The sequence below is a fragment of the Neoaquamicrobium sediminum genome (genome assembly GCF_040970315.1).
GTDB classification, from domain to species: domain Bacteria; phylum Pseudomonadota; class Alphaproteobacteria; order Rhizobiales; family Rhizobiaceae; genus Aerobium; species Aerobium sediminum.
In genome coordinates this window covers 193,834-220,000 of record NZ_JAZHFV010000005.1, presented here as the reverse complement: position 1 = coordinate 220,000, position 26,167 = coordinate 193,834, and the positions used below count along the sequence as shown (strand labels likewise).

The following is a 26,167-nucleotide window of genomic DNA, read 5'->3' as shown; positions in this document are numbered from 1 at the left end:
GCTCAAGGAGCAGGAAACGCCGGCGCTGAAGATGGCGAGCGCAGACAACAACGGCGGCTGACAGCCACGCCGTTCTGGGCCTTACCCCGCAACCTTTTCATGAATATCGTTGGCCGGCGCCGTGTCGCCCGCTCCCGGCGTCGTCGCCCAAGCGATCAACGCCGCCGCAAGGCTGAGGGCCGCCGTAACCCATGCGACCGCCGCTAATGCCGCATCGCTTGCGGCAATCCTCAACGCCTCGGCATCGCCAGGCAGGTTGCCCGGCTCGCCGAAGCCCGGCATATCCGGCGTTCCGCCGAGCACCGCCGCATACCGTCCCGCAACGACGACGCCCAGTACCGCGACGGCCACCAGGCCTGCGATCCGCGAGACCGCATTGTTGATGCCGGAAGCAGCGCCGGTATCGTCGTCTTCAACCGCGGTCATCACCGCGCTCGACAGCGGCGAGACAACCAGAGCCATGCCAAGCCCCATCAAAACCATCAATGGAAAGACCCCGGTCCAGAAGTGTCGGATGCCCGAACCGACCAGCAAGGCAAGGCCGGCAAACGCTAGCGCCACGACAAGGCTGCCGCCGGCAATGGGCACGCGCGGGCCGATCCGGTCGGCCAGCCTGCCGACGAAGCCTGAAAGCAGCGCAATCGCTGCGGAGAGCGGCAGGAAGATGAAACCGGTCTGCGCCTCGTCGACGCCCCACCCCGCAATCAGCAGCATCGGCAGGAAAAACAGGATCCCCGACAGGGCGAAATACAGGCAGAAAGTGGCGGCGTTGGCGCCGGAAAAAGCGGCAATGGAAAACAGCGAAAGCTTCATCATCGGCGCCTCCGCCCTCGCCTCCCACCACAGGAAGACCGCCAGAGCGAAAAGGCCCGCTGCGATGAACGCAACCGGACCGGCTCCGCTTGCTCCGGAGGTCAGTCCATAAGCGAGACTGCCGAGCGCCACGGTCGCCAGCGCGGCGCCGCCAATGTCGAGCTTGCGCTTTTCGGTCGGCGAATCGTCTGGGACCTTTGCGATCAACAGAAAGATGGCCAGCCCGCCCAACGGCAGGTTCACCGCGAAGATCGCGCGCCAGACCGAATCGTCGAACGCCGAAAGGACCATGCCCCCGACCACCGGTCCAAGCGCGGTCGTCAGCGCCGAGGCTGCAGCCCAGATGCCGATTGCGCGGCCGCGTTCCGCCTTCGGATAGGCCTTGGCGATAATGGCGAGGCTACCCGGCACCATCAGCGCCGCTCCGACGCCTTGCAACGCCCGCGCGCCGATCAGAAACGGTGCGTTGGGCGCGAAGGCGCACAGCAGCGACGTCGCGATGAAGAAGCTGATGCCGGCGATGAATGCGCGACGCATGCCGAACCGGTCACCGGCGGCGCCCCCGACGAGAATCAGGGCAGATAGCGTCAGCGCATAAGCGTTGGAAATCCACTGCGCATCGACAAGCGAGGCGCTGAGATCGGCGCGGATAGCCGGCAGGGCGATGGAGACGACGGAACCGTCGATGAAACCCAGTGCAGAAGCAAGGATAGCCGAGATAAGCACATACCGCCGGCGCGACTGCGGGCAAAACGTTCCGTTGGTGTGCGGAACGGATTGTGGGGCGGGCTCGCTTCCGGCTTCGCAGGGTGACTGCATTGCCCATTGCTAATCCAATCGGCTGGGCTCGACAATCTATCGGGCGACGCCAAACACGGCACCCGCGACTGACCTACTCCACGAATTCGACGCTCGCGCCGACCTTGACCATCTTCGCCAGTTCCTGCGCGTCCCAGTTGGTCAGGCGGATGCAGCCGTTCGATCCGGTCTTGCCGATCTTGGAAGGGTCCGGCGTGCCATGGATCCCATAGGTCGGCTTCGACAGCGCGATCCAGATCGTGCCCACCGGCCCGTTCGGCCCGGGCGGAATCCTCAGCACGCTCGTGTTGTTGCCCTGCTGGAAGTTGATCTTGGGATTGTAGGTATATTCGGGATCGGTCGCGATCCGCTCCACCGAATGCGTGCCCGTGGGCGACGGCGTCGCTGCGGAGCCGATCGTCGAGGGATAGATGGCGATCAGGCTGCCATCCTCGCCATAGGCCCGCACCTGACGTTTGCCCTTGTCGGCGATGATGCGCGTGACCGTGCCAGTGCGAAGCTTGCCGGTGTTGACGACCTTGATGATCGTGCCGGGCCGGTCGAACGCGACACCGGGATTGAGCGCACGCAGATATTTCTCGTCCATGTGGAAACGCTCGGCCAGCATCTCGGCCACCGAGACGAAACCCATACGTTCCATCTGCGCCTTCTCGGCGTAGTCGGTTGGGATCGACGCGACGAACGGGCCGGCCACGTCAACCGACGTGATCTCATAGGTGGTGAAAGCATCGCCGCCGGTCGCCTGAAGCTGCGCTTCGACATAATCGACATCGTAAGTGCGAAGCGTTTCTCCCGTCAGCTCGCGATAGGCGGCGATCGCCTTGTTGACGTTGTCGCCGATGCGGCCGTCGATCACGCCGGGCGACGCCCCGACCCGGTCGAGAAGCACCTGAATCTTGGCGATCTCTTCCTTGGCGCCTGAACGCGCGATCTCGGGCTGCTCCGTCACGTCGGGAATCGTTCCCTGTTGCGGCGGTCCTTCGATGGTCGTGCCCGGCTGCTGCGAATCGGGAACGGTGACAATCGATGGCGACCGGTCGAGCGGGGCACGCTCAACCTGCTCGCGCTCGGGTACGCCGGGCCGGGGTTGGCCGTAGCCCGGTTGCTCGCGCGCGAATTCACTGTCGCCATCGTCCGGCGCGGGCAGAGCACGGTAGTCGCGATATTCGGGCAGCGGGTCCACCGAAGGGAAAGGCTCGCGGCCCAGCTCCCGCATCCGCTCCTCGCGGCGCGCGCGCGCATCATAGGGATCGCGTCGCGGATAATCGTCATAACGCGGCCGATAGACCGGCTCGTCCTCATAACGCGGTCGATAGACTGGCTCGTCCTCGTAGCGAGGGAGCGAATCCCGTGGCTCACGCACGCCGAGCACCTCGCCGGTATAAGGATCCAGCATCACCTCGCGGCCGTAGCGATCGTAAAAGATCTCGACTTCGCGGGCCTGCGCCGCCGCTTCCGCCGATAGCCCAAGAACCATCACCGCTGCCAATGAAAGAAGTCTGCCGTTCATTCCCTTTTGTCCCGCATACCCGCAATCAGGCTTATATCCTTCGACGATGCGACATGAACGGGACATGAAGATGGCGATCGCATGGCACATCGGGACCGATAATCAGTCGAAACCGAGCATTCGCCGCTGCTTCAGCGACAACTTCGACGCGATCAGCCTGTGGCTCTCGCGCAGATAATCAGCAAGGGCCGCATCGTCCATCGATTCGTCGCCAACGCACTGGATCCATGTCATGCCGCGCGAGGCAAGATAAGGTGCCGGCCGCAAACCGGGCTGCTCGCGCAAGATGTCGAACCCCACCTCCGAAACCTTGAAGGTTACGCCGAGCGTACCGCCGTCGCTCCAGCCGGCAATCGCAAAGACCTTCCCGGCGACCTTCCAGACATGGGCGCCACCCCACTGCACCACATGCGTGGTGTGCGGCAGTGAACCACAGAATTCGTTGTAGTCGTCGAGGGTCATGATCCAAGCCGCCTCTAGAGTTGAATAGCCGTCTCGTCCTTGGCGGTGCGGATCACCACCATGGTGAAGAAGCGGGCCACGTTGGTCCTGTCGCGGAAGAGCCGGTCGCAAAGCGCGTCGTACTCGTCCATGTCGCGCAGGCGCAGCATAAGCACGACATCTGTCTCGCCTGTCACCGCATAGGCCTGCGAGACGGCTTCCTCGGCCGTCGCCAGGTCGAGAAAGCGGCGCATGTGCTGCTCGCCATGAAGCTTGAGCTCGACCGTGACCAGAGCCTTTAGCACGCGGCCGGCCCGGGCGGGGTTCAGGATGGCCACGATGCGGTCGATGACGCCCGTCTTGCGAAGCCGCCGAAGCCTGCGCAGGCAACTGGACGGGGACAGGCCGACCTCTTCGGCCATATCCACATTTGTCCTCGAGGCGTCACGTTGCAGAAGGTTCAGAAGCTTTTTGTCGATCCGGTCCATGCGCGGCATCCCTTAAGAAGCCAGAATGCAATAAAATTGCACACTACCGCAATCTTTGACCACAAATGCGAAACCAATTCCGCTAGCAGTTGCGGGCAACATCACAGGAGCTCACGAATGCCCGTCCTCACGACCGCTCTGCGCAAAACCCGGGAAACGCTCGAAATCTATTGGGTGCTCGCGCGGATCATGGTTCCGATCACGATCGCCGCAGAAATCCTGTCGCGTATAGGTGTGGTCGAAGCCGTCGCCCCGGCATTCGCTCCGGTGATGGCCGTCGTGGGGTTGCCGCCCGAATTGGGACTGGCATGGCTCAGCGGGATGCTGGTCGGCATATGGGGCGCCATTCCGCTGGTCTTCACGCTCGTCCCGGTGTCGTCGTTGAGCGTGGCGGATGTGACCATCTTCTCCGCACTGCTCCTGTTCGCGCATGGTCTACCGATCGAGCAGAAGATCATCCAGAAGGCCGGCCCCGGCATGATCGCGACCACCCTGCTCCGCATCGCGGGCGGAGTGCTCTACGCATTCATCCTTCATCGTCTGTTTGCAGCCACCGGCTGGCTTTCGGCACCGGTGAATCCAACCCTGATCCCGATGAGCGCAGCACAGGATTGGCCCGGCTTCTTCGTCGGCCTGCTCGAGATGATGATCACCATGCTCGTCATCCTGCTGGTCCTGTCGTGGGGCCTGGAGATTCTGCGCGCCACCGGCATCCTGAAACTCATGATGAAGGCGCTCGCGCCCCTGCTTCGGCTTGCCGGCATACGTGAGGAAGCCGGGCACTTCACCGCGGTCGGCCTGTTCCTCGGAATTTCCTATGGCGGCGGTCTGTTGATTCGCGAGGCGCGATCAGGCGCGGTATCGCCGCGCCAGGTCTTTCTGTCCTGCGTTTTCATGGGGTTTGCCCACAGCATCATCGAGGACACGCTGGTCGTAATGGCGCTCGGCGCGGACATGAGCAGTGTTCTGTTCGGCAGGCTGGCTTTCGCGGTGGCGGCAACAGCCCTGATTGCCGCCCTTCTCAGAAGCCTTTCCGACGAGACCTTCTTTACGTGGGCATTCCGGGCGACGAAGACGATTCCAGAAGGTCGGTAATCACGCGGCGAAATGGCCATATTACAGCCGATCACATTTTCCGCCGCTCCCCACTGAGAGCGGTCGCGTTTACCACTTGTTAACCATTTTTTCGGTAGATCGGGTCAACCGAAAATTTACCAAGATGACCAACGTGTTAACTCAACCCAGGCCCATCCGCCTCAAGGGGCGGTCCTTCCTTGCCCTCGCGCTGACCCCGGAGTTGCCCTTCGAGGACTGGCTCGCGCGGCTCGACGATCTCGCTGCCCGCTCCGCCGGTTTCTTCCTGCGCCGGCCCGTGGTGCTCGACGTCGACGGGCTCGACACGAACCGGGCTGAGCTGCGCGAGCTGATCGAGGAACTCGGCAAGCGCAACGTGCGCATCATGGGCATCGAGGGCGCGCGCCCGTCCATGCTCGGATCGGACATGCCGCCTGCCATGACCGACGGTCGGCCTGCCTCGGACTTCGAGGAACCGGACGGCGACGAGGTTGAGGAAGCTGCGGCTCCGCTGGAAGCGGCGCCCGTCCAGCCATTGAGCGGAAACGTCGTGCCGTCGATCGTGGTGACCGAGCCGGTCCGTTCTGGCCAGTCGATCTTCTTTCCCGAAGGCGACGTGACGATCGTGGGCTCGGTCGCATCCGGCGCGGAAGTCGTCGCCGGCGGTTCGATCCACGTCTATGGCACGCTGCGCGGACGCGCGATGGCAGGCACCCGCGGTGACGGCGCGGCGCGTATTTTCTGCAGCAAGCTCGAAGCCGAGCTGATCGCCATCGACGGCTTTTACAAGACGGCCGAGGACATGGAGCCGGACCTGCGCGGGCGGGCCGTGCAGATCTGGCTCGACGGCGAAAAGGTCAATACCGGAATTCTCGGCTGAGCCGGGGCGCGTCCCAGAAGAACAGGAGAGGTCAATGGGCAAGGTAATCGTGGTCACATCGGGCAAGGGCGGCGTCGGCAAGACGACCTCCACCGCCGCGCTAGGCGCCGCGCTTGCGCAGAACGGCGACAAGGTCGTGGTCGTGGACTTCGATGTGGGCCTGCGCAATCTCGATCTCGTCATGGGCGCCGAGCGGCGTGTGGTCTACGACCTCGTCAACGTGATCCAGGGGGAGGCTAAGCTAACCCAGGCGCTGATCCGCGACAAGCGTGTCGAAACGCTCTACCTGCTGCCGGCCTCCCAGACGCGCGACAAGGACAACCTGACGCCCGAGGGTGTCGAGAAGGTCATCGCGGCGCTGAAGACCGCCTTCGACTGGGTGATCTGCGACAGCCCCGCCGGCATCGAGAGCGGCGCGACGCTGGCCATGCGCCATGCCGACATCGCCATCGTCGTGACCAATCCGGAAGTCTCCTCGGTGCGCGATTCGGATCGCATCATCGGCCTGCTCGATTCCAAGACCGTGAAGGCGGAAAAGGGCGAGCGCATGGAAAAGCACCTGCTTCTGACCCGCTACGAGCCGGCGCGCGCAGAGCGCGGCGACATGCTCAAGGTCGACGACGTCCTCGAAATCCTGTCGATCCCGCTGCTGGGCATCGTGCCGGAGAGCATGGACGTGCTGCGCGCCTCCAACCTCGGCTCGCCGGTCACCCTCGCAGACGGCGCCAGCGCGCCGGCGCGGGCCTATTTCGAGGCAGCACGCAGGCTCAAGGGTGATGCGCTGCCGATTACCGTTCCGGGCGAGAAGCGGGGCTTCTTCGGCAAGATCTTCGGAAGGAAGGCGGCATGAACCTGCTTCGTTTCTTTTCCCGTTCACCGGAATCGGCGCCGGCCGCGCGCGAGCGCCTGCAGGTGCTGCTCGCCCACGAGCGCGCATCCACCGGCGGCTCCGACCTCGTCAACAAGCTGCGCGACGAAATCCTCGCCGTGATCTCCAAGCACATGAAGATCGACGACGAGAAGGTCAGCGTGAAGATGGAGCGCGGCGCCCAGGTCTCCACCCTTGCCGTCGACATCGAGATACCGTTCGAGGCAGGCAAGGGCACACGCAAGAAGGCGGCCTGACCGGCCGCCGCAACCCCTGTCACATCAGCAAAGGAGGGCCATCATGACCCGGCTAGCACTTCTCGAAAGACTGAAGGAAGTCCAGCAGATGCCTAGGTATCAGGGGCGCGACATCACCACGATCAGCGCGGTGCTGTCGAACGAGGCCCTGGCGAAGCATCTCGAACTCTGCGAACAGGCGGCCGGCGCGACCTCGCGCCTCGCCGGCAACACCGGCATCGCCGGCAGAGCCTGAAGCCTAAGCCCACGGAAAGGCCCCCGCCATGCGCGGGGGCTTCGTCTTTTCAGGTGCCGGCTTCATGCAGCCTTTTCCGCAATGCGTGACGACGGCGGCGTGATGCCTTCGGCACGCTGGACTAGCCAGATGCTGCCGATGACGAGGACGAAGCCGGCCATCTGCGGCACGCTTAGCGCCTGTCCCAGGAACAACCATCCGAGCACCACGGCCGTCAGCGGGCTGAGGAACAGCAGCGACGACACGACAGCCGACGGTAGTCGGGCAATCCCGCGGAACCACAGCACATAGGTCAGCGCTGCGCCGATCAGCCCGAGCCAGCCAAGCGCCAGCAGGTTGGTGGGCGTTAGCAAGGGCATCGGCGGCTCGAAGGCCAGAACCACGGGAACCAACAGCAGGCCGCCGGCCGTCAACTGCCAGCCAGTGAACGCGAGCGGCGAAACCGGCGGCTGCCATTTGCGGCTGAGCACCGTGCCGAACGCCATGGAGAGGCCACCGGCCAGCCCCGCAGCGACGCCCAGCGGATCGAGCGCGGCACCGGGCGACAGCACGAGCAGAGCCACACCGGCCACACCGGCGCCTGCCGCCAGAACCGCCAGCGCGCGGATCGGACTGCCGAGCAGCAGCCTTGCAACGAAGATGACGATCAGCGGCTGCACGGACAGGACCGTCGCGGCGACGCCGCCCGGCAACCTGTAGGCTGCAACGAAAAGCAGGCTGAGAAACAACGAGATGTTGAGCGCACCGAGCAGAAAGGCACGCGCCCACCAGATGCCTTCCGGCAGTTGGCGCACGATGAGAAGCAGCAACAGTCCGGCCGGCAGAGCGCGCAGCATCGCCACCGTCATCGGCGAGAATTCCGGCAGAAACTGCGAGGTAACGATATAGGTACTGCCCCAGACGATCGGGGTGACCGCGGTGAAAAGCAGGTCGGAGCCGGGCGTTTTCATGAGATTTCCAGAACGTCGATGAGCGGGCGCCGCGGCTTCTGCGGCCAGTTGCCGGGCGCTGCACGCCCCACGGCGACCAGCATGACCGGAACCTCATCGGCCGCAAGGCCGAAGGCGCGCGCAACGCCGCCGGCATCGAAGCCGACCATCGGACCCGAGGCGAGGTCTAGCGCTTCGGCCGCATAGATCAGCGTGGCGGCACCCAGCGTTGCCGAGCGCACCGCCTCGTCGCGCGCCATCTGCGGATCGGCATACTGGCCGCGCGCGCCTTCCAGCCAGCCCGATACCATGTCGGACGGCATGAAACCGGCCTCCACGAAGGGACGCAGACGGACGGGCACCGCCGCATGGTCCGGCAGCGTGCCGCAGACGATGAAGGTCACCGCGGCCTGCTCCACCTTGGCCTGGCCATATGCCAGCGCGCGCAGCCGCGCCTTGCTCTCAGGCGTCCGCACGGCGATGAAGCGCCAGTTCTGCAGGTTGTAGGCGGATGGCGCGCGCGTCGCGAGCCGAATGAGTTCTTCGATTTCCCGGTCCGAGAGCGTGTGGGTGTCGTCGAAGAGATTTGCCGATACGCGCTTCTCGATCAGGGTGATTGTCGGATGGGTCATGGTATCTCCAGGCAATGGGTTGCTGGCACCACACCTATTCAATTCACCAAGGAATGATAATAATCGTAAATTGCAACATATAATTTACTTTCAGGAAAATATTGGATGGACCGGCTCACAGCTATGCAGGTGTTCCGTCAGGTGGCGGAACTGAACAGTTTCTCGCAGGCAGGCAGGAGCCTTGGCCTGTCTGCGCCCGCAGTCAGCAAGAACATTGCCGAACTCGAAGCGCATTTCGGTGCGCGGCTCATCAACCGCACGACGCGCCGTATGGCGCTTACCGAGGAAGGCAGGATTTACCTCGAACATGTCGAGCGCGCCCTCGAGGCGTTGGCCGAAGCCGACCGGGCGCTTTGTCCGATCAAGTCGGAACCGGGCGGCACGCTGCGGGTAAGCGCGCCGATGACGGTGACGCTGACCCGGCTGTCAACTGCCGTCCCCGCCTTCCTCTCGCGCTATCCCGACCTGAAACTCGACCTGCACCTGGATGACAGGCGGGTCGACCTCATCCGGGACGGGTTCGACATGGCGATTCGCGGCAGCGACAATCTCGAGGATTCGAGCCTGATCGCGCGAAAGCTCGGTGTCATGCCCCATGTCGTCTGCGCTGCACCTTCCTATTTCGCCGAGCGCGGAGTGCCGGCCACGCCAGCCGATCTGCGCGCGCATAACTGCATCCGGTTCAGTCTCTCCGGCCACGCCGATGTGTGGGAATTCACCAGAAACGGAAAGACGGAGCGCGTTTCCGTCGAAAGCCGCTATTCAGTGACGTCGAGCCTAGCCGTGCGCGACGCGCTACGGGCCAGCTTCGGCCTGAGCCTGATACCCCGCCCCTATGTCGAGGCGGATATTGCGGCCGGCCGGCTGCAAACGGTGCTGGATGATTGGAAGACTGTAAAGACCACGCTCTACGCCATCTACCCGTCACGACAGCACATCGCCCCGAAGATCCGCGTGTTTCTCGATTTCCTCGTAGAGGAGTTCAACGCTGAACCACGCAAGACAACAACCGATCGGTGATGTGCAGCAGATCCGGCCTACAATTGTGAAGCCCAGACGAGAAAAGGGCCGGTCTGATGACCGGCCCTTCTTGGTTTAGAGTTGACCTCGCCTACGCCGCCTCGGCGTCTTCCACCACGCGCGGCTTGGCACGAAAGTTGAGCCGGTCAGAACCGGATGTGATCTTGACCGTCGAGCCGTCGAGGATCTCGCCCAGCAGGATCTTCTCTGCAAGCGGGTCCTGAAGCTCCTTCTGGATCACGCGCTTGAGCGGGCGGGCGCCGTAGGCAGGGTCGTAACCCTTGTTGGCAAGCCACTCGATCGCGTCTGCGTCGAGGTCGAGCTCGATCTTGCGATCGGCCAGCAGCGCCTCCAGCCGCTTGAGCTGGATCGCCACGATCTGCCCCATGTCCTGCCTGCGCAACCGGTGGAACAGGATCACCTCGTCCACGCGGTTGAGGAACTCGGGCCGGAACGACGCCCGCACCACACCCATGACCTCGTCGCGGACCTTGTCGACGTCCTCGTTCTCGCCCAGCGAGACCAGGAAATCGGCGCCGAGATTCGACGTCATGATGATCAGCGTGTTGCGGAAGTCGACCGTGCGGCCCTGACCGTCGGTCAGGCGACCGTCATCGAGCACCTGCAGGAGCACGTTGAAGACATCCGGGTGCGCCTTCTCGACCTCGTCGAACAGCACGACCTGATAGGGCCTGCGGCGCACGGCTTCGGTCAGCGCACCGCCCTCCTCGTAGCCGACATAGCCGGGAGGCGCGCCGATCAGCCGGGCGACCGAGTGCTTCTCCATGAACTCCGACATGTCGATGCGAACCATCGCGCTCTCATCGTCGAACAGGAAGTTCGCGAGCGCCTTGGTGAGCTCTGTCTTGCCAACGCCGGTGGGCCCGAGGAACATGAACGAGCCGATCGGCCGGTTGGGGTCCTGCAGGCCTGCGCGGGCCCGGCGCACAGCTTTCGACACGGCCTGAACGGCCTCGCCCTGGCCGACGACGCGCTTTGCGAGCTCGTCTTCCATGCGCAGCAGCTTCTCGCGCTCGCCCTCGAGCATCTTGTCGACCGGAATGCCGGTCCAGCGCGACACGATATGCGCGATATGCGCAGGCGTGACGGTCTCCTCGACCATCGAACCCTGCGCCTCGGCCGATTCGGCTTCCACCAGCTTCTTCTCGAGGTCGGGGATGCGGCCATAGGCAAGCTCGCCCGCCTTGGCGAACTCGCCCTTGCGCTGGGCGCTCGCCAGTTCGTTGCGCGCTTCGTCGAGCTGCTTCTTGAGGTCGGCCGCCAGACCGAGCTTTTCCTTCTCAGCCTGCCACTTCGCCGTCAGCGAGGTCGACTGCTCCTCGATGTCGGTGAGTTCCTTCTCAAGGCGGACAAGCCGGTCCTTCGACGCCTCGTCCTTCTCGACCTTCAGCGCCTCGCGTTCGATCTTGAGCTGCATGATGCGGCGATCGAGTTCGTCGAGCTCTTCCGGCTTCGAATCGACCTGCATGCGCAGCCGCGAGGCCGCTTCGTCGACGAGGTCGATAGCCTTGTCGGGCAGGAAGCGGTCGGTGATGTAGCGGTTGGAGAGGGTCGCCGCCGAGACCAGCGCGGAATCGGATACGCGCACCTTGTGGTGCTGCTCATACTTCTCTTTCAGCCCGCGCAGGATCGACACCGTGTCCTCGACCGTCGGCTCGTCCACGAAGACCGGCTGGAAGCGGCGCGCGAGCGCAGCGTCCTTCTCGACATGCTTGCGGTACTCGTCGAGCGTGGTCGCCCCGACGCAGTGCAGCTCGCCACGCGCCAGCGCCGGCTTGAGCAGGTTGGAGGCGTCCATCGCGCCGTCGGCCTTGCCGGCGCCGACCAGCGTGTGCATCTCGTCGATGAACAGGATGATATTGCCGTTGGCTGCCGTGACTTCGTTGAGGACGGCCTTAAGCCGCTCCTCGAACTCGCCGCGATATTTAGCGCCTGCAATCAGCGCGCCCATGTCGAGCGCCATCAACTGCTTGTCCTTCAGCGATTCGGGGACGTCGCCATTGACGATGCGCAGCGCGAGGCCTTCGGCGATCGCCGTCTTGCCGACGCCGGGCTCGCCGATGAGAACCGGGTTGTTCTTGGTGCGCCGCGACAGAACCTGGATCGTACGGCGGATTTCGTCGTCACGGCCGATGACCGGGTCGAGCTTGCCGGCGCGCGCGTCGGCCGTCAGGTCGCGCGCATATTTCTTCAATGCGTCATAAGCCTGCTCGGCGGACGCCGAATCGGCCGTGCGACCCTTGCGGACATCATTGATCGCCTGGTTGAGCGCGGTCGGCGTCACGCCGGCCTTGGCGAGAATGTCGGAGGTCTTGGCGGATTTTTCCATCGCCAGAGCCTGAAGCAGGCGCTCGACCGTGACGAAGCTGTCACCTGCCTTCTTGGCAAGCTCCTCGGCGGTGGAAAACACCTTGGCAAGCGGCTGCGCAAGGTAGAGCTGGCCGTTGCCGCCCTCGACCTTCGGCATCGCTTCCAGCGCGGCATCGACGCCGAGCCTGGCGTCGCGGGGGCGCCCGCCGGCGCTCTCGATCAGCGAGGCTGCCAGGCCTTCCTCATCATCGATGAGGACCTTGAGAATGTGCTCGGGCGTAAACTGCTGGTGGTTGCGCGAAAGGGCCATCGTCTGGGCAGACTGGATGAAGCCCCGAACGCGCTCGGAGTATTTCTCGATGTTCATAAGCGTCTCCATTCCCTCGCCGGCCCGCTTCGCGGCACCGGGTCAGTATTCAGGTGACGGACCCCCAGGGACAATGACCAAAGTCAAAAGACCGGTACGGCAGGTCCAGCTTTGGCGGATATGGGTATGTTTTCCCATAACCTCAAGATCGTAACGCGGGGTCGCAAACGAAAAACGGCGGGACAAGCCCGCCGTCTCATAATTCGTCATCGGAACGCGCCTACTGCGCGGCTTCAGTGACCGGTTCGTCGCTGCCCGAAGGCTGGTCACCATCAGGCGCGGCTTCTTCGCCGGCTTTCACGCGGGGGCGGCGCGGCCGGCGCGGCTTGCGCGGCGCGGCTTCGGCCGGTGCTTCTTCGGCCTTGGTCTCGCCTTCCGGCGCGGCTTCGGCGGGAGCCTGCGAACCACCGCTCTGATTCAACGCGACCTCGGCCGGCACGCCGTCGATCACTGGCTGCGGGCCGGAACCGTTGTTGCGGTTCTGGTTCTGGTTATGATTCTGCTGGTGGTTGTTCTGATGCTGCTGCGTGGGTTGCTCGTTGGCGGAAGAGCCGTTGCCCTCCTCGTCCTCGTCATCCTCGTCGCGCTGGTTGCGCACCTGCTGCTGCGGCATGTTTTCCTGCGCAGCCATGATGATGCGGTTGTAGTGCTCGGCGTGCTGCAGATAGTTTTCCGCCATCACCCGGTCACCTGCGCTCTGCGCGTCACGCGCCAGCGTGGTGTACTTCTCGGCGATCTGCTGCGCGGAGCCCCTGATCTTGACGTCCGGCCCGTTGCTTTCATAGCTGCGGGTCAGCGGATTGGGACCTTTACGGTTGGGATTGTTGCCGTTCCCGCCGCGTCCGCGCATGCGCCTGTTCTGCTGTGGCCTCATTCTTCTCTCTTCTGTTGAGAATGCTGTCCGTTCCGGAGACGCGGACGGAGCCGCCGTCTTCAGGTTTGGTGTTGGCGATCAGCCGCTAGGTTCGCGCCGCCGCCACGTCGATCCCTGTCCCGATCCATGTCAGTTGCCGGACGATCCCCGCACGAAGCTTGAGGCGTCGTTTACGCAAGAAGGCAGCTTGTTCCCTGGGAACCGAATCGATAACAGCACTGCCTGCTTCGTCTCATCCGGTAGCCGGAAACTATCCGCAATATCCATCCTTGCCAAGCGTTTTCTGCACTGCGCCAGTCCGGCTCTAACGGCTGAACGCAAGGGCTCGCACCACACCGCCGAGGTCTTGCGCCCGGCCCGCCGAACGGAAGCCCGCAGCCGCGAAAATTCCGCTAACCGCGTCGCTCTGGTCATGCCCGATCTCGACAGCGGCAATGCCGCTCTCTTCCAGATATTGAGCCGCGCCCGCGGCGATCACGCGATATGCCGCCAGGCCATCCGGCCCTCCATCGAGCGCGGCAAGCGGATCATGGTCCCGCACCTCGCGCTCCAACGACAATACATCCTTGGACGTTATGTAAGGCGGATTTGAGACGATGATGTGAAACCGCCCCTCGATCTCGCTGTACCAGTGCGAGCGCACCGCCTGGAAACGTCCGGTGTTGCCGGTCATATCGGCATTGATTGCGGCGGTTGCAAGCGCATCGTCGGAAATATCCGCGCCGACCGCCTGCGCGCGAGGCTCCTGAGACAGCAGCGCCAGCGCGATCGCACCGGTTCCGGTGCCGAGGTCGAGTATGTGACAAGTCCCGTGGCGGTCTGCGGCGGCTCGCACGAAGGGCAGGATGAGATCGACCAGCGCTTCGGTATCCGGGCGCGGCTCCAGCGTGCCCGGAGAAAGCGTCAGCCGCATGCCGTAGAATTCGCGCGCGCCGATGATGCGGTGAACCGGCTCGCCACAGATCCGCCGCGCGAGTGCCGCCAGCACGGCTTCGGCGTGTTCCTCGGACACGGGCCGCTGGGGATCGGTGATCGCATCTGTCCGGCTGGTGCCGGTGAAATGCTCGACCAGCACGCGGGCGTCTAGCGCTGCCTCGGGCTTGCCGGCCTGCTCCAGGGACGTCCGGACATGCCGCAGCAGCGGACCGAGCGTCGTCATGCCGGTCAATCCTGCCCCATCTCCGAAAGCAGCCGAGACTGGTGGTCGGCGATCAGCGCGTCGACGATTTCGTCGAGCTCGCCCTCCATCACCCGGTCCAGCTTGTAGAGCGTCAGGTTGATACGGTGGTCGGTGACGCGGCCCTGCGGGAAATTGTAGGTGCGGATACGCTCCGAGCGGTCGCCCGAGCCGACCTGGAGCCGGCGCGCCTCGGACCGTTCGCCAGCAGCCTTCTCGCGCTCCATGTCGTAGAGCCGCGCCCGCAGGATCTGCATGGCGCGCGCCCGGTTCTGGTGCTGAGACTTCTCCGCCGAGACCACCATGATGCCGGTCGGGATATGGGTGATGCGCACGGCCGAATCGGTGGTGTTGACGTGCTGGCCGCCAGCGCCCGAGGCACGCATCGTATCGATGCGGATGTCCTCGTTGCGAATGTCGATGTCGACGTCCTCGGCCTCCGGCAGCACCGCGACCGTCGCTGCCGATGTATGGATGCGCCCGCCGCCTTCGGTTTCCGGTACGCGCTGCACACGATGAACGCCGGATTCGAACTTCAGGTGCGCGAACACGCCCTTGCCCGAAACGGTGGCGATCGCTTCCTTGAAGCCACCCACCTCGCCCTCGCTCGCCGAAACCAGCTCGAACCGCCAGCCGCGCGAAGCGGCGTAGCGCTCGTACATGCGGTAGAGATCGCCGGCAAACAGCGCCGCCTCGTCGCCGCCCGTGCCGGCGCGGATTTCCAGGATCGCGCTTCTTTCGTCTGCCGCGTCCTTCGGCAGCAGCAGGATCTGGATGTCCTTTTGCAGCGCCTCGATCCGCGCCTCGATCTCGGGCTGCTCGGCTTCGGCGAGTTCGCGCATCTCGGCATCGGTGGACTTGTCTGACAGCATCGCCTCGAGATCGGCAAATTCGGCTTCCGCCGCGCGCAGCGCCCTGATCTTTTGCGCCATCTCCTCCAGATCGGAATATTCCGACGCCATCTTCACATAGGCGTCCGGATCCGGCCCGGCGGCCATCTGCGCTTCGAGCATTTCAAAGCGTTTCAGGACCTGGTCCATCCGGTCGCGCGGCAGTTCGATCATGTGGGTACTCGTCAAAGAGGAATGTCGTGCTCGGCCGCGAAGGCGTGCAGCATGGCGCGCACGTCCGCCTCGCTGGAATGAGCTTCGAGCGTCTCGTTCATCAGTCGGGTGAGGCGCTCGAGCGGCAGTTCGATCAGCATCGCCTTCACCGGACCGATCGCCGCCGGAGACATGGAGATGGAACGGTAGCCGGCCCCGAGCAGCGCCATCGCCGAGATCGGCCGACCGGCAAGCTCGCCGCACAGCGTAACAGACGTACCGGTCCTGTTGCCGGCTTCGGCGATCTGGCGCAACAGGCGCAGGAACGGAACCGAAATCGGCTCGAACCTGCCGGCAAGCTGGGTGTTGCCACGGTCGGTGGCCGTGACGAACTGGAACAGGTCGTTGGAGCCGACCGAGACGAAATCGACGACGCTCATCAGCTCGTCGAGCTGCCACATCAGCGATGGCACCTCGATCATCGCGCCGAGCTTGAGCTTGGTGGGCAGATGATGCGCGAAGCGCGACAGGTGCCGCACTTCCCTGTCGATGATCTCCCGCGCCTGCCTGATCTCGGAAATCTCGGTCACCATCGGCAGCATCACGCGCAGCTCGCGTCCGCCGGCAGCTTTCAGCAGCGCGCGCATCTGGGTACGCAGCAGCCCTGGACGGTCCAGCGTCAGGCGCACCGCGCGCCATCCGAGCGCAGGGTTCTCCTCCTGGCCAACGCCCTTGAAATAGGGCAGCACCTTGTCGCCACCGATGTCGATGGTGCGGAAAGTCACCGGCTTGCCGTCCGCTGCCTCCAGAACATCGCGATAGAGCCGCTCCTGCGCCTCGGCGCGCGGGAAGGTGGAGGCCACCATGAACTGCAGTTCTGTGCGGAACAGGCCGATGCCGGCCGCGCCTGAATCCAACAGTTGCGGCAGGTCGACGGCAAGGCCTGCATTCATCATCAGGTCGATCTGCACACCGTCCTTCGTCACGGAAGGCTTGCCGCGCAGTTCGCGGTAGAGCTCCTGCCGGCGGGCGCGGAACCTGACCTTCTCCGCATAGGCCGCCTCGACGTCGGACTGTGGCCGCAGATGGATGACACCGTCATCGCCATCCACGATGATCGCGTCGCCGTTCTCCGACATGGAGACGGCGCCCTTCATCTGGCCGGTGACGGGAATACCCATGGCACGGGCAACGATGACGACATGGCTGGTGACCGCTCCGTCCTCAAGCACCAGGCCACGCAGCTTCTCGCGCGGATAGTCGAGCAGTTCGGCTGCTCCCATGGTGCGTGCCACCACGATCGCATCGCGCGGCAGCGCGTTGGCCATCGCCTCCGGGCCGTGGCCCAGCAGCATGCGCAGCAGGCGGTTCGCGAGATCGTCGAAGTCGCTCATCCGCTCGCGCAGATAGGGATCGGTCATGTGCAGCATGCGCGCGCGCATGTCGCTCTGCACCTTCTCGACCGCGGCTTCCGCCGTCAGGCCGTTGCGGATCGCCTCTTCCAGCCGGCGCACCCAGCCGCGATCGTTGGCGAACATGCGATAGGCTTCCAGCACCTCCCGGTGCTCGCCCTCGAAAGCCACCTCGCGGCGCGACAACATGTCGTCGATGGAAAGACGAAGCGAACCGAGCGCGGTCTCCAGACGCCGCAGTTCCTCGTCGCTATCCTCGTTGAAGAGGTTGGTGACGACGATGCGCGGTTCGTGCAGCACGACGTGGCCGAGGCCGACCCCTTCGTTGAAGGACATGCCGTTGATGGTGACCGGCCGCGACAGGTCGAGTTCGAGGCCTGGCCGGGTCAGCCGCGACAGGTCGCCGGTGGCGATCATCTCGGCGATCACCATGGCGGTGGTTTCCAGCGCCTCGACCTCGTCCTCGCGGTACTGGCGCATCGTCCGGTTCTGTACCACCAGCACGCCGAGCGTGCGGCCGGCGCGCAGAACCGGCACGCCAAGGAAGGAGTTGTAGATCTCCTCCCCGGTCTCCGGCAGATAGGCAAAGGCTGGATGCTTCTGTGCTTCCGGCAGGTTGAGCGGCCGCGCGCTCGCGGCAATGGTGCCAACGAGGCCCTGCCCAAGGCGAAGCTGCGCCAGGTGAACCGATCCCGGATTTAGGCCCTCGGTGGCGTACAGCTCGAGAACCGAATCGGCCCGCAGCACGTAAAGAGAGCAGACCTCGGCGACCATGTTCTGGGCGATGTGGTGCACGATGCGGTCAAGCCTGGCCTGCGGCTCGAGAGCTTCCGCCATGAGCTCGCGAAGCCGTCTCAGCAATAGGCGTGGGCCTGCGGCCGTGTCACGCATCGGGCTTCTCTCTCCAACGCCGGACCGACTCCGCGAAGACGGCGCCTGCCCCGCCAGGGGCCGCCGTCCCGACACGCGGTGCCGGGGTGTATCGTCGTCTACTGCTTATCGAGACCGTAGACGGAATGCAAAGTGCGAACGGCGAGTTCCGTATAAGGACCGTCGATCAGGATCGAGATCTTGATCTCGGACGTGGTGATGGCACGGATGTTGATGCCCTTTTCCGACAGCGCCTTGAAGGCGGTCGCGGCGACACCGGCATGGCTTCTCATGCCGATGCCGATGACGGAGACCTTGGACATGCCATCGTCGTGCTGCACGGCGTCGTAGCCGATCGTTTCCTTGACCTTTTCGAGCACGGAAAGCGACTTGCCGACATCTGCGGACGGCACCGTGAAGGTCATGTCGGTGAACGAGCCGTCCTCGGAGATGTTCTGGACGATCATGTCGACATTGATGCCGGCCTCGGCCAGCGGCCCGAAGATGCCGGCGGCGACGCCCGGACGGTCGGAGACCCGTCGCAGCGAGATTTGCGCTTCGTCCTTGGCGTAGGCGATACCGGTGACGACCTGTTGTTCCACGATTTCATCCTCGTCACAAATGAGGGTTCCGGGCGGATTGTCGATATCGCCCATTCCGGGCGCGTCCGGATCCTCGAAGGAAGACCGCACGAAGGTGCGCACCTTGTGCACCATCGCCAGTTCGACCGACCGCACCTGCAGCACCTTGGCGCCGAGCGAGGCCATTTCAAGCATCTCCTCGAAGGAGATCCTGGCAAGCCGCCGGGCCTTGGGCTCGATGCGCGGGTCGGTCGTATAGACACCGTCGACATCGGTGTAGATGTCGCAGCGGTCTGCCTTCACGGCCGCCGCGATCGCAACCGCACTGGTATCGGACCCGCCGCGCCCCAGCGTCGCGATACGGTTGTCGGGGCCGATGCCCTGGAAGCCGGCGATGACGGCCACCTGTCCCTCGCCGAAGCGCTGGACGAGGAAGGATCCGTCGATGTCTGCGATGCGGGCGGCACCATGCGCGTTGTCGGTCCTGATCGGGATCTGCCAACCCTGCCACGAGCGCGCATGCACGCCCATCGACTGCAGCACGAGCGCCAGCAGGCCCGACGTGACCTGTTCGCCGGAAGCGACCACGGTGTCGTATTCGCGCGCATCGTAGATGTTGAAGTTGGAGCCCTCGGCCTTCGAGGCATCCTTGACCCAGCCGACGAGCTCGTTGGTCTTGCCGGACATCGCCGACACGACCACCGCGACCTCATGGCCGGCCTCCACCTCGCGTTTGACGTGCCGCGCCACGTTGCGGATGCGGGCGATGTCGGCGACCGAAGTCCCGCCGAATTTCATCACGATGCGCGCCATGGAAGCGATCAGTCCCTGCGAAGTGACGCTGGGCGGCAACGCCCCTCGCCGTCAAGATGAGAGCCCCGGAAACGAAGGGCTGGAAGTGCGCGCGTTCCATAGCGAAAAGCGGGTTGCCGCGCAAGGACATGCCGCCCCTTGGGACGGCGGCGGCAGCCGCTCAGGTCTTCAGCTTGTATCCGGTCCGGAATATCCACGCGACGATCGCGAGGCATGCGACGAGGAAGAACAGCGTCATCGCCAGGCTGATGCCGATATTGACGTCCGACGTGCCGATGAAGCTCCAGCGGAAGCCGCTGACGAGATAGACCACCGGATTGCCAAGCGAGATCGTCTGCCAGACGGGCGGCAGCATGTCGATCGAATAGAAGGTGCCGCCAAGGAAAGCGAGCGGCATGACGATCAGCAGCGGCACGATCTGCAGCTTCTCGAACCCGTCGGCCCAGATGCCGATGATGAAGCCGAACAGCGAGAAGGTGACGGCGGTCAGCACCAGGAAAAGCAGCATCATGAACGGATGTTCGATGCGCAGATCGACGAAGAACGCGGCGGTGGCCAGGATCACCAGCCCGATCATGATCGACTTGGTGGCGGCAGCACCTACATAGGCGAGCACGATCTCGCCATAGGAGATCGGTGCCGACAGCACCTCGTAGATGGTGCCGGTGAATTTCGGGAAATAGATGCCGAAGGACGCGTTGGAGATCGATAGCGTCAGCAGCGACATCATGATGAGGCCGGGCACGATGAAGGCGCCGTAGCTGACGCCGCCGATCTGCTCGATGCGCGAGCCGATGGCCGCCCCGAACACGACGAAATAGAGCGAGGTCGAGATGACCGGAGAGATGATCGACTGCATGACGGTGCGGAACGTCCGCGCCATCTCGAACATGTAGATCGACTTGACGGCGTGCAGGTTCATGCCCGCTCCTTCACCAGATTGACGAAGATTTCCTCGAGCGAGCTCTGGCGCGTCTCCAGATCGCGGAAGCGCAGGCCGGCCTGATTGAGGTCGCCCAGCAGCGCGGTTATGCCGGTGCGCTCGCCATGGGTGTCGTAGGAATAGACAAGCGTGGCGCCGCCGTCGGCGAGCTCCAGCCCGCGCCCGGCAAGCGCCTCGGGGATGGCATCGACCGGAGACAAGAGCTCCAGCCGAAGCTGCTTCTTTCCCAGATTGCGCATAAGCGTGCGCTTCTCCTCTACCAGGATAATCTCGCCATGGTTGATGACGCCGATGCGGTCGGCCATCTCCTCGGCTTCCTCGATATAATGGGTGGTCAGGATGATGGTGACGCCGGTCTCCCGCAGGCCGCGCACCATTTCCCACATGTCCCGGCGCAGCTCGACATCGACGCCGGCCGTCGGCTCGTCGAGGAACAGGATTTCGGGCTCGTGCGACAGCGCCTTGGCGATCAGCACGCGCCGCTTCATGCCGCCGGAAAGGTTGAGCACCTTCTCGTCCTTCTTGTCCCACAGGGACAGCGCCTTGAGCACCTTTTCGATGTGGGCGGGGTTCGGCCCCTTCCCGAACAGGCCGCGGCTGAACGAGACGGTGTTCCACACGCTCTCGAACGCGTCGATCGAGACTTCCTGCGGCACCAGGCCGATCAGCGAGCGCGTCTTGCGGTACTCTGAAACGACGTCGTGGCCCGAAACGAGCACCGTGCCGCCGGTGGCGTTGACGATGCCGCAGACGATGCCGATCAGCGTCGTCTTGCCGGCGCCGTTCGGCCCCAGCAGCGCGAAGATTTCGCCCTTGCGGACTTCGAGGTCGACCCCTTTGAGCGCGGTGAAACCGGTCGCATAGGTCTTGGAAAGATTGGTGATGGAAACGGCGGGGGGCATGAAAAAGCCTCAAATAAGGCGGGCGGGAAATGCGCATATAGGTTCGTACCGCGCGAGCGCAATCCTTCGCCGCACGCCCCGGCCACCCTACTGACATGAACCGCCATGGATATGGCGGGAGCCCCTGCGTGACGTCATCGCGGCTTGACATTCTGGCTCTTGCGCCCGACTTGATTGCCTCGAGAGGGAGACCCACCGATGCCAGAAGCCCGACGAACGACCATTGATTCCGCCGAAGTGGAGCGCTTCTCCGCGCTCGCGCAGGAATGGTGGAACCCCAACGGCAAGTTCCGTCCGCTGCACAAGTTCAATCCCGTCCGCCTCGCCTATATCCGCGATCATGTGGCGACCAGATTTGGCCGCGATCCCCGCGCGGCAAAGCCCTTCAGCGGCCTTCGCATCCTCGACATCGGTTGCGGCGGCGGGCTCCTGTGCGAGCCGATGGCGCGGCTGGGGGCCGAGGTAGTCGGCGCGGACGCGTCGGAAACCAATATCGAGGTTGCGAAGCTGCACGCGGCCGAAAGCGGCGTGACGATCGACTATCGTGCCACCACAGCCGAGGCTCTGGCGGATGCCGGCGAGCAGTTCGACGTCGTGCTCAACATGGAAGTGGTCGAGCACGTCACCGACGTCGACTTTTTCGTCGACAAATGCGCCGATCTCGTCAAGCCGGGCGGCATCATGTTCGTGGCCACCATCAACCGCACGCTCAAGGCGCTGGGGCTGGCCATCGTCGGCGCGGAATACGTGCTGCGCTGGCTGCCGCGCGGCACCCACCAATATGGCAAGCTGGTGCGGCCGGAAGAGCTGGAACGCGCGCTGACCGCCGCCGGCATGGGGGTGATCGACCGCACCGGCGTGACCTACAACCCCCTCTCCGACCGCTGGCAGCGCTCGAAGGACATGGACGTCAACTACATGGTGCTAGCCGAGAAGACGGCGCAGTAGGGTCGCTGCACTCTAGTTCTGGTCGTCCGGGAACACCGGGATCGGCATGAACTCTACGCCATCCTCGACCAGCTCGCGCGCTTCGTCCGGCGTCGCTTCGCCATAGATGCCGCGCGCCTCGGTCTCGCCGAAATGGATCTTGCGGGCCTCCTCGGCGAACTTGTCGCCCACATAATCGGCGTTCTCGCGCACCTTCTCGGCCAGCGCTTTGAGCTGCGCGATCGCCTTGCGCTGCTGCTCGCCCATGGCGAGCGCCATGGTTTCCTTCTTGCGGCCGGTTGAGACAGCAGGCGCCATCAGCATCTTCTCGACCTTGGCCGAGTGGCACACCGGACAGGAAACCAGCCCGCGCTTCTTCTGGGTGTCGAAATCGTCGCCGTTGCGGAACCAGCCATCGAATTCGTGATCGGCGTCGCAGCAGAGCTGGAAGCGGATCATGACGCCCGCCTCTGCTGCGCAGCACCACCCGATGCCTCGACGCGGAACTCGCGCGCGTTCTTGAGATTGGGCACCTTGGCCCGCGCCGCTGCGGACGCGGCCATGTCGAGATCGGCGATCACCACGGCGGGCTCGTCATGATCGGCCTCGGCAAGCACGCGGCCCCACGGATCGACGATGAGCGAGTGGCCATAGGTCTCGCGGCCATCCTCGTGCAGCCCGCCCTGCGCGGCGGCGATGACGAACGCGCCGTTTTCGATCGCGCGCGCCCTTTGCAGCACGTGCCAGTGCGCCTCGCCCGTCTGCCGCGTGAAGGCAGCCGGCACGGTGAGGATGTGCGCACCTTCCAGCGCCTGGGCGCGGAAAAGCTGCGGGAAGCGCAAATCGTAGCACACCGCCATGCCGAGCCGGCCGAACGGCACGTCGACGACGGTGCTGGCCGTACCCGGCTCGTAGGTGGCCGACTCGCGCCAGCTTTCGCCATTGTCGAGGTCGACGTCGAACATGTGGATCTTGTCGTAGGTGGCGAGCTTCGCGCCATCCGGCCCGAAGACGAAGCCCCGATTGGCGACCTTGCCGTCCGGCCGCGCGATCGCGGTAGAGCCGACATGGACGAAGATACCGAGTTCGCCAGCCAGTGCCGCGGCCTTGCGTGCGATGATGTCGTCGGCCTCGGGTTTTAGCAGCACCTTCAGCGCTGCCCGGTCGCGCACTAGCGCGCCGGTCATCTCCGGCGACTGCACATAGACCGCGCCCTTGCCAGCCGCCTCGCGCACAAGCGCCTCGAAATCCGCGGCATTGCGCGCCGGGTCCATGCCCGAGCGCATCTGCAACGCTGCAACCCTCACCGTCTCCATGCCGCCCTCCTAGTCCTGCCCACCTGCGAGAAGCGCATCGAGCCGGCCGCTGCGCTCCAGCGCATGAAGATCGTCGGAGCCGCCGACATGGGTATCGCCAATGAATATCTGCGGAAACGTGCTGCCCCCGTTGGCACGGCTGATCATTTCCTGCCGCAGATCCGGCGAGAAACTTGCGTCGTGTTCGGTATAGGCAACGCCCTTGTTGTCGAGCAGGCGCTTGGCGGCGGCACAGTAGCCGCACATCATGCGCGTATAGATCGTGACTTCGGCCATGGTCGGTCCTGTTTGTCTTGTAACCTTCATATAGTCCCGGCGTCGTCCGGCCGGAAGTCCCCCGGCAGAACCCGCGCGAAAGTCAGCACGTCGACCTCGGCGGCGCCACCCCGCTTGAGCGCGCGGGTCACGGCTGAAACCGTGGTCCCGGTCGTGTAGACGTCGTCGACCAGCAGGACCCTGCGCCCGCGCACCAGGATCTCAGCCTCCGTGGGCACACGAAATGCACCGCGCACGTTGGTTTCGCGCTCCCGCGCGCCAAGCCCGACCTGCTGGCGCGTCGGCCGCACGCGAATGACCGCGTCGGGCGCGAACGGCTTGCCGGACTGCACGCCGATCGCACGCGCAAGCTCGGCCGACTGGTTGAAGCGGCGCCAGAAGAAGCGCCTGCGATGCAGCGGCACCGGCACGATGACATCGGCATCGGCGACAAGCTCGCCGCCGGCCCGCATCATCCAGCGCGCCATCCAGGGACCGAGCTCGGTGCGGTCGCGGAACTTGAGCCCCAGCGCCATCTGCCGCGCCGCCCCTTCATAGACGACCGCCGAGCGGGCGCGCGCGAATGGCGGCGGATTCGCGATGGCGTCCGCAGACAGGATGCCCTCGCCGATCTCGTGCGAGAACGGTGTTCCAAGTACCTCGCACCATGGCCGCTCGATGAAGCGAAGCGTCGGCCAGCACTGGCCGCACAGCGTGCCAGGCGCGGCGACCAGCCTTCGGCAGCCGGCGCATACGGGCGGAAACAGGATGCGCGCCGGCAAATTCGCCAGCACTTCCTTCCACCTCTTGAACTCCGCCCCGCGATCGGCCACGAGAAATCCCACCCCGCCGGCACCATATCAGAGATGCCGGCGATCCGGCACCATCCGGTTGCACCGAGGAGTTTCATGGAACCGATCTTCGATCATGACAGCCTGCTGGCGAAGAAGCGCCGTGCGCTGCGCATCGCCGATGCGGGCGCCGGCTTCCTGATGCAACGCGCGGCGGGCGATCTCGAAGACCGGCTGGCGGCCGTGGAACGCCGTTTCGACCGCGCCGTGTCGCTTTTCTCGATAACCTCCGAGGCATCGGACGCCGTCTCGGCAAGCGGCAAGGCCGAAACGATCGGACGTGTGGAGGCCGACGCGGCCCTGCTCGCGCAGGGCGCGGGCGAGGTCGCTCCGCAGGAGACCCTGCCCTTCGAACCTGAAAGCCTCGACCTCGTCGTCTCGCTCTATGCGCTGCAAGACATGAACGACGTGCCTGGCATGCTGGTGCAGATCCGCCGCGCGTTGCGGCCCGACGGGCTGTTTCTGGGTTGCATGGCGGGCGCCGGGACGCTGGGCGAACTGCGTGAGGCGCTGCTGGCGGCCGAGACCGAGCTTCACGGCGGCGCGAGCCCGCGGGTCTCTCCCTTCACCGATGTCCGCGATGCCGGCGCTTTATTGCAGCGGGCCGGTTTCGCGCTGCCGGTCGCAGACCTCGAAACGGTGACGGTGCGCTACGATTCCATGTTTGCGCTGATGCGCGACCTGCGGGCTATGGGCGCGACCAATGCACTTGCTGGACGCAGCCGCAAGCCGGCAACGCGCGCGCTGTTCATGCGCGCGGCCGAAATCTACGCGGAACGGTTTTCGGACCCGGACGGGCGCATTCGGGCGACCTTCTCGACAATCTGGCTTTCAGGTTGGGCGCCGCATTCATCGCAGCAGAAGCCCCTGAAACCCGGCAGCGCGACGGTTTCGCTGGCAAAGGTGCTTGGCGAAGAAAAGGACGGCTGAGCGTTAGGGGCTAATTGCCGCTGCTGGAATCGGTCACGATATTGCTGATGTAATCGAAGTTGTTTTCGATGTTGTTCATCAACAAGCCGAGGCTGCCCACAATCGCGAGCGACAGAACCGCCACGATGAGGCCGTATTCGATTGCGGTCGCGCCGCATTCGTCCTTGATAAATCTGACCAGCATCGCCTCGTGTCCAGTTGGCTGGGGGTCGATGCAGTCACTATACGTCAGGGCTTGAACCAAACCGTTAACCGGCAGGGTTAACGGCAGATCAACAATCGCCCGTGCGCATGCCGTTGCCGCGAATGATGCAGACGGCGTTCGGCGACGGCTGCAGGACGCTGCGGCGGATCGTATATTCGCCTGGATTGGAACGCTGGCCGATGGAGCCTGTCGGCATCATGTCGAGGCCGCCGGGATAGGCCGAATAGGCCATGTTGCGCGTCCGGTCTTCGAGCATCGGTGTCAGGATGAGCGCGAGAGCGACAGCAGCCGACCCGAACAGCAGCGCGACGCGCAGCGCGCCCATGCCCGCCGGACCGATGTTCCATCCACGCGCTTGGCGCGGCGCTTCCCAATCGTCACGAAACGACATCGCTTTCCTTCCT

At 64.5% G+C, this 26,167-nt stretch carries 29 protein-coding genes (1 of these 29 cut by a window edge); 9 read left to right on the top strand and 20 right to left on the bottom strand.

Annotated features, from left to right (window positions below; genetic code table 11):
* On the top strand, nucleotides 1-61 hold the final stretch of the coding sequence (locus V1479_RS16280; RefSeq protein ID WP_368803839.1) for a M23 family metallopeptidase. It extends 1,901 nt beyond the left edge of the window; the window shows 61 of its 1,962 coding nt (coding positions 1,902-1,962); its start codon lies beyond the left edge, outside the window; its stop codon occupies nucleotides 59-61.
* A gap of 20 nt (nucleotides 62-81) precedes the next feature.
* Here the strand turns inward: V1479_RS16280 and V1479_RS16275 are convergent, their stop codons facing one another.
* The 4 genes from V1479_RS16275 to V1479_RS16260 form a co-directional block, all read right to left on the bottom strand.
* Complete coding sequence (locus V1479_RS16275) at nucleotides 82-1,632, bottom strand: MFS transporter (RefSeq protein ID WP_368803837.1); 1,551 nt, start codon at nucleotides 1,630-1,632, stop codon at nucleotides 82-84.
* A 73-nt stretch (nucleotides 1,633-1,705) separates the two neighbouring features.
* A complete protein-coding gene (locus V1479_RS16270) occupies nucleotides 1,706-3,232 on the bottom strand; it encodes a L,D-transpeptidase (protein WP_438620604.1) in 1,527 nt (508 codons plus the stop codon).
* Between the two features lie 12 nt (nucleotides 3,233-3,244).
* Complete coding sequence (locus tag V1479_RS16265) at nucleotides 3,245-3,604, bottom strand: MmcQ/YjbR family DNA-binding protein (RefSeq protein ID WP_368803835.1); 360 nt, start codon at nucleotides 3,602-3,604, stop codon at nucleotides 3,245-3,247.
* Between the two features lie 14 nt (nucleotides 3,605-3,618).
* Nucleotides 3,619-4,071, bottom strand: coding sequence for an Lrp/AsnC family transcriptional regulator (locus V1479_RS16260; protein ID WP_173189675.1), 453 nt, complete (start codon nucleotides 4,069-4,071; stop codon nucleotides 3,619-3,621).
* 117 nt (nucleotides 4,072-4,188) lie between these two features.
* Here V1479_RS16260 and V1479_RS16255 point away from each other — a divergent pair, with 117 nt between their 5' ends.
* From V1479_RS16255 to V1479_RS16235, 5 genes are all read left to right on the top strand, one after another.
* Nucleotides 4,189-5,166: a nucleoside recognition domain-containing protein gene (locus V1479_RS16255; protein WP_368803834.1), complete on the top strand. Its 978-nt coding sequence runs from the start codon at nucleotides 4,189-4,191 to the stop codon at nucleotides 5,164-5,166.
* Nucleotides 5,167-5,290: 124 nt separating this feature from the next.
* A complete protein-coding gene (gene minC / locus V1479_RS16250) occupies nucleotides 5,291-6,025 on the top strand; it encodes a septum site-determining protein MinC (protein ID WP_368803833.1) in 735 nt (244 codons plus the stop codon).
* A 34-nt stretch (nucleotides 6,026-6,059) separates the two neighbouring features.
* Nucleotides 6,060-6,875 (top strand): septum site-determining protein MinD, encoded by an 816-nt coding sequence (minD, locus tag V1479_RS16245; protein ID WP_368803832.1) that lies wholly within the window; start codon nucleotides 6,060-6,062, stop codon nucleotides 6,873-6,875.
* Nucleotides 6,872-7,150, top strand: coding sequence for a cell division topological specificity factor MinE (gene minE / locus V1479_RS16240; protein ID WP_173189669.1), 279 nt, complete (start codon nucleotides 6,872-6,874; stop codon nucleotides 7,148-7,150). The genes minD and minE overlap by 4 nt, the downstream gene beginning before the upstream one ends.
* 43 nt (nucleotides 7,151-7,193) lie before the next feature.
* A complete protein-coding gene (locus V1479_RS16235; protein WP_173189667.1) occupies nucleotides 7,194-7,385 on the top strand; it encodes a hypothetical protein in 192 nt (63 codons plus the stop codon).
* A 62-nt stretch (nucleotides 7,386-7,447) separates the two neighbouring features.
* Here V1479_RS16235 and V1479_RS16230 read toward each other — a convergent pair whose 3' ends face one another.
* Nucleotides 7,448-8,335, bottom strand: coding sequence for an EamA family transporter (locus V1479_RS16230; protein WP_173189665.1), 888 nt, complete (start codon nucleotides 8,333-8,335; stop codon nucleotides 7,448-7,450).
* Nucleotides 8,332-8,946, bottom strand: coding sequence for a nitroreductase family protein (locus V1479_RS16225; protein ID WP_368803831.1), 615 nt, complete (start codon nucleotides 8,944-8,946; stop codon nucleotides 8,332-8,334). Before V1479_RS16225 ends, V1479_RS16230 begins: the two co-directional genes overlap by 4 nt.
* A 105-nt stretch (nucleotides 8,947-9,051) precedes the next feature.
* On the opposite strand from V1479_RS16225, the gene V1479_RS16220 reads away from it, so the two are divergent.
* Nucleotides 9,052-9,966 (top strand): LysR family transcriptional regulator, encoded by a 915-nt coding sequence (locus tag V1479_RS16220; protein ID WP_368803830.1) that lies wholly within the window; start codon nucleotides 9,052-9,054, stop codon nucleotides 9,964-9,966.
* Between the two features lie 91 nt (nucleotides 9,967-10,057).
* Here V1479_RS16220 and clpB read toward each other — a convergent pair whose 3' ends face one another.
* From clpB to V1479_RS16180, 8 genes are all read right to left on the bottom strand, one after another.
* Entirely contained in the window at nucleotides 10,058-12,664 is a 2,607-nt protein-coding gene (gene clpB / locus V1479_RS16215; protein WP_368803829.1) for an ATP-dependent chaperone ClpB, read from the bottom strand.
* 220 nt (nucleotides 12,665-12,884) lie between these two features.
* Entirely contained in the window at nucleotides 12,885-13,538 is a 654-nt protein-coding gene (locus V1479_RS16210; protein WP_368803828.1) for a DUF4167 domain-containing protein, read from the bottom strand.
* A 304-nt stretch (nucleotides 13,539-13,842) separates the two neighbouring features.
* Nucleotides 13,843-14,697 (bottom strand): peptide chain release factor N(5)-glutamine methyltransferase, encoded by an 855-nt coding sequence (gene prmC / locus V1479_RS16205; RefSeq protein ID WP_368803827.1) that lies wholly within the window; start codon nucleotides 14,695-14,697, stop codon nucleotides 13,843-13,845.
* Nucleotides 14,698-14,702: 5 nt separating this feature from the next.
* On the bottom strand, nucleotides 14,703-15,779 hold the full coding sequence (gene prfA / locus V1479_RS16200) for a peptide chain release factor 1 (RefSeq protein WP_368803826.1): 1,077 nt from the start codon (nucleotides 15,777-15,779) through the stop codon (nucleotides 14,703-14,705).
* Between the two features lie 11 nt (nucleotides 15,780-15,790).
* Nucleotides 15,791-18,061 carry a phosphoenolpyruvate--protein phosphotransferase gene (gene ptsP, locus V1479_RS16195; RefSeq protein WP_368803824.1) on the bottom strand — a complete coding sequence of 757 codons (2,271 nt, stop codon included), beginning with the start codon at nucleotides 18,059-18,061 and terminating at the stop codon, nucleotides 15,791-15,793.
* Nucleotides 18,062-18,159: 98 nt separating this feature from the next.
* On the bottom strand, nucleotides 18,160-19,434 hold the full coding sequence (locus V1479_RS16190) for an aspartate kinase (RefSeq protein WP_368803951.1): 1,275 nt from the start codon (nucleotides 19,432-19,434) through the stop codon (nucleotides 18,160-18,162).
* A gap of 160 nt (nucleotides 19,435-19,594) precedes the next feature.
* Nucleotides 19,595-20,356, bottom strand: a complete 762-nt coding sequence (locus tag V1479_RS16185) for an ABC transporter permease (protein WP_173189649.1) — start codon at nucleotides 20,354-20,356, stop codon at nucleotides 19,595-19,597.
* Nucleotides 20,353-21,279 (bottom strand): ABC transporter ATP-binding protein, encoded by a 927-nt coding sequence (locus V1479_RS16180; protein ID WP_368803823.1) that lies wholly within the window; start codon nucleotides 21,277-21,279, stop codon nucleotides 20,353-20,355. The genes V1479_RS16185 and V1479_RS16180 overlap by 4 nt, the downstream gene beginning before the upstream one ends.
* Before the next feature lie 198 nt (nucleotides 21,280-21,477).
* Between V1479_RS16180 and ubiG the strand changes: the two genes are divergently transcribed.
* The gene (gene ubiG, locus V1479_RS16175; RefSeq protein ID WP_173189646.1) at nucleotides 21,478-22,227 is read left to right on the top strand and encodes a bifunctional 2-polyprenyl-6-hydroxyphenol methylase/3-demethylubiquinol 3-O-methyltransferase UbiG; all 750 of its coding nucleotides are present in this window, start codon (nucleotides 21,478-21,480) and stop codon (nucleotides 22,225-22,227) included.
* A gap of 12 nt (nucleotides 22,228-22,239) precedes the next feature.
* Here the strand turns inward: ubiG and V1479_RS16170 are convergent, their stop codons facing one another.
* Genes V1479_RS16170 through V1479_RS16155 form a run of 4 tightly spaced genes read right to left on the bottom strand, consistent with a single transcriptional unit; the run spans nucleotide 22,240 to nucleotide 24,610 of the window.
* Nucleotides 22,240-22,665, bottom strand: a complete 426-nt coding sequence (locus tag V1479_RS16170) for a DUF1178 family protein (protein WP_368803822.1) — start codon at nucleotides 22,663-22,665, stop codon at nucleotides 22,240-22,242.
* The gene (locus V1479_RS16165) at nucleotides 22,662-23,522 is read right to left on the bottom strand and encodes a carbon-nitrogen hydrolase family protein (protein ID WP_368803821.1); all 861 of its coding nucleotides are present in this window, start codon (nucleotides 23,520-23,522) and stop codon (nucleotides 22,662-22,664) included. The genes V1479_RS16170 and V1479_RS16165 overlap by 4 nt, the downstream gene beginning before the upstream one ends.
* A 9-nt stretch (nucleotides 23,523-23,531) precedes the next feature.
* A complete protein-coding gene (gene grxC, locus V1479_RS16160) occupies nucleotides 23,532-23,798 on the bottom strand; it encodes a glutaredoxin 3 (protein WP_173189640.1) in 267 nt (88 codons plus the stop codon).
* Between the two features lie 26 nt (nucleotides 23,799-23,824).
* Nucleotides 23,825-24,610, bottom strand: coding sequence for a ComF family protein (locus V1479_RS16155; protein ID WP_438620600.1), 786 nt, complete (start codon nucleotides 24,608-24,610; stop codon nucleotides 23,825-23,827).
* Nucleotides 24,611-24,685: 75 nt separating this feature from the next.
* Here V1479_RS16155 and V1479_RS16150 point away from each other — a divergent pair, with 75 nt between their 5' ends.
* Nucleotides 24,686-25,558: a methyltransferase domain-containing protein gene (locus V1479_RS16150; protein ID WP_368803820.1), complete on the top strand. Its 873-nt coding sequence runs from the start codon at nucleotides 24,686-24,688 to the stop codon at nucleotides 25,556-25,558.
* Nucleotides 25,559-25,568: 10 nt separating this feature from the next.
* Here V1479_RS16150 and V1479_RS16145 read toward each other — a convergent pair whose 3' ends face one another.
* Entirely contained in the window at nucleotides 25,569-25,742 is a 174-nt protein-coding gene (locus V1479_RS16145) for a Flp family type IVb pilin (RefSeq protein ID WP_173189634.1), read from the bottom strand.
* 88 nt (nucleotides 25,743-25,830) lie between these two features.
* Nucleotides 25,831-26,154, bottom strand: a complete 324-nt coding sequence (locus tag V1479_RS16140) for a hypothetical protein (protein ID WP_173189632.1) — start codon at nucleotides 26,152-26,154, stop codon at nucleotides 25,831-25,833.
* Between the last annotated feature and the right edge of the window lie 13 nt (nucleotides 26,155-26,167).

Excerpts from the sequence above, each read along its gene's own strand:
- ubiG (WP_173189646.1), top strand. The coding sequence starts at position 21,478 with ATGCCAGAAGCCCGACGAACGACCATTGATTCCGCCGAAGTGGAGCGC.
- V1479_RS16270 (WP_438620604.1), bottom strand. The coding sequence starts at position 3,232 with ATGTGCCATGCGATCGCCATCTTCATGTCCCGTTCATGTCGCATCGTC.
- V1479_RS16165 (WP_368803821.1), bottom strand. The coding sequence starts at position 23,522 with ATGGAGACGGTGAGGGTTGCAGCGTTGCAGATGCGCTCGGGCATGGAC.
- V1479_RS16190 (WP_368803951.1), bottom strand. The coding sequence starts at position 19,434 with ATGGCGCGCATCGTGATGAAATTCGGCGGGACTTCGGTCGCCGACATC.
- V1479_RS16210 (WP_368803828.1), bottom strand. The coding sequence starts at position 13,538 with ATGAGGCCACAGCAGAACAGGCGCATGCGCGGACGCGGCGGGAACGGC.
- V1479_RS16225 (WP_368803831.1), bottom strand. The coding sequence starts at position 8,946 with ATGACCCATCCGACAATCACCCTGATCGAGAAGCGCGTATCGGCAAAT.
- minE (WP_173189669.1), top strand. The coding sequence starts at position 6,872 with ATGAACCTGCTTCGTTTCTTTTCCCGTTCACCGGAATCGGCGCCGGCC.
- grxC (WP_173189640.1), bottom strand. The coding sequence starts at position 23,798 with ATGGCCGAAGTCACGATCTATACGCGCATGATGTGCGGCTACTGTGCC.
- minC (WP_368803833.1), top strand. The coding sequence starts at position 5,291 with ATGACCAACGTGTTAACTCAACCCAGGCCCATCCGCCTCAAGGGGCGG.
- ptsP (WP_368803824.1), bottom strand. The coding sequence starts at position 18,061 with ATGCGTGACACGGCCGCAGGCCCACGCCTATTGCTGAGACGGCTTCGC.
- V1479_RS16150 (WP_368803820.1), top strand. The coding sequence starts at position 24,686 with ATGGAACCGATCTTCGATCATGACAGCCTGCTGGCGAAGAAGCGCCGT.
- clpB (WP_368803829.1), bottom strand. The coding sequence starts at position 12,664 with ATGAACATCGAGAAATACTCCGAGCGCGTTCGGGGCTTCATCCAGTCT.
- minD (WP_368803832.1), top strand. The coding sequence starts at position 6,060 with ATGGGCAAGGTAATCGTGGTCACATCGGGCAAGGGCGGCGTCGGCAAG.
- V1479_RS16255 (WP_368803834.1), top strand. The coding sequence starts at position 4,189 with ATGCCCGTCCTCACGACCGCTCTGCGCAAAACCCGGGAAACGCTCGAA.
- V1479_RS16170 (WP_368803822.1), bottom strand. The coding sequence starts at position 22,665 with ATGATCCGCTTCCAGCTCTGCTGCGACGCCGATCACGAATTCGATGGC.
- V1479_RS16145 (WP_173189634.1), bottom strand. The coding sequence starts at position 25,742 with ATGCTGGTCAGATTTATCAAGGACGAATGCGGCGCGACCGCAATCGAA.
- V1479_RS16235 (WP_173189667.1), top strand. The coding sequence starts at position 7,194 with ATGACCCGGCTAGCACTTCTCGAAAGACTGAAGGAAGTCCAGCAGATG.
- V1479_RS16220 (WP_368803830.1), top strand. The coding sequence starts at position 9,052 with ATGGACCGGCTCACAGCTATGCAGGTGTTCCGTCAGGTGGCGGAACTG.
- V1479_RS16275 (WP_368803837.1), bottom strand. The coding sequence starts at position 1,632 with ATGCAGTCACCCTGCGAAGCCGGAAGCGAGCCCGCCCCACAATCCGTT.
- prfA (WP_368803826.1), bottom strand. The coding sequence starts at position 15,779 with ATGATCGAACTGCCGCGCGACCGGATGGACCAGGTCCTGAAACGCTTT.
- prmC (WP_368803827.1), bottom strand. The coding sequence starts at position 14,697 with ATGACGACGCTCGGTCCGCTGCTGCGGCATGTCCGGACGTCCCTGGAG.
- V1479_RS16180 (WP_368803823.1), bottom strand. The coding sequence starts at position 21,279 with ATGCCCCCCGCCGTTTCCATCACCAATCTTTCCAAGACCTATGCGACC.
- V1479_RS16185 (WP_173189649.1), bottom strand. The coding sequence starts at position 20,356 with ATGAACCTGCACGCCGTCAAGTCGATCTACATGTTCGAGATGGCGCGG.
- V1479_RS16230 (WP_173189665.1), bottom strand. The coding sequence starts at position 8,335 with ATGAAAACGCCCGGCTCCGACCTGCTTTTCACCGCGGTCACCCCGATC.
- V1479_RS16140 (WP_173189632.1), bottom strand. The coding sequence starts at position 26,154 with ATGTCGTTTCGTGACGATTGGGAAGCGCCGCGCCAAGCGCGTGGATGG.
- V1479_RS16260 (WP_173189675.1), bottom strand. The coding sequence starts at position 4,071 with ATGGACCGGATCGACAAAAAGCTTCTGAACCTTCTGCAACGTGACGCC.
- V1479_RS16265 (WP_368803835.1), bottom strand. The coding sequence starts at position 3,604 with ATGACCCTCGACGACTACAACGAATTCTGTGGTTCACTGCCGCACACC.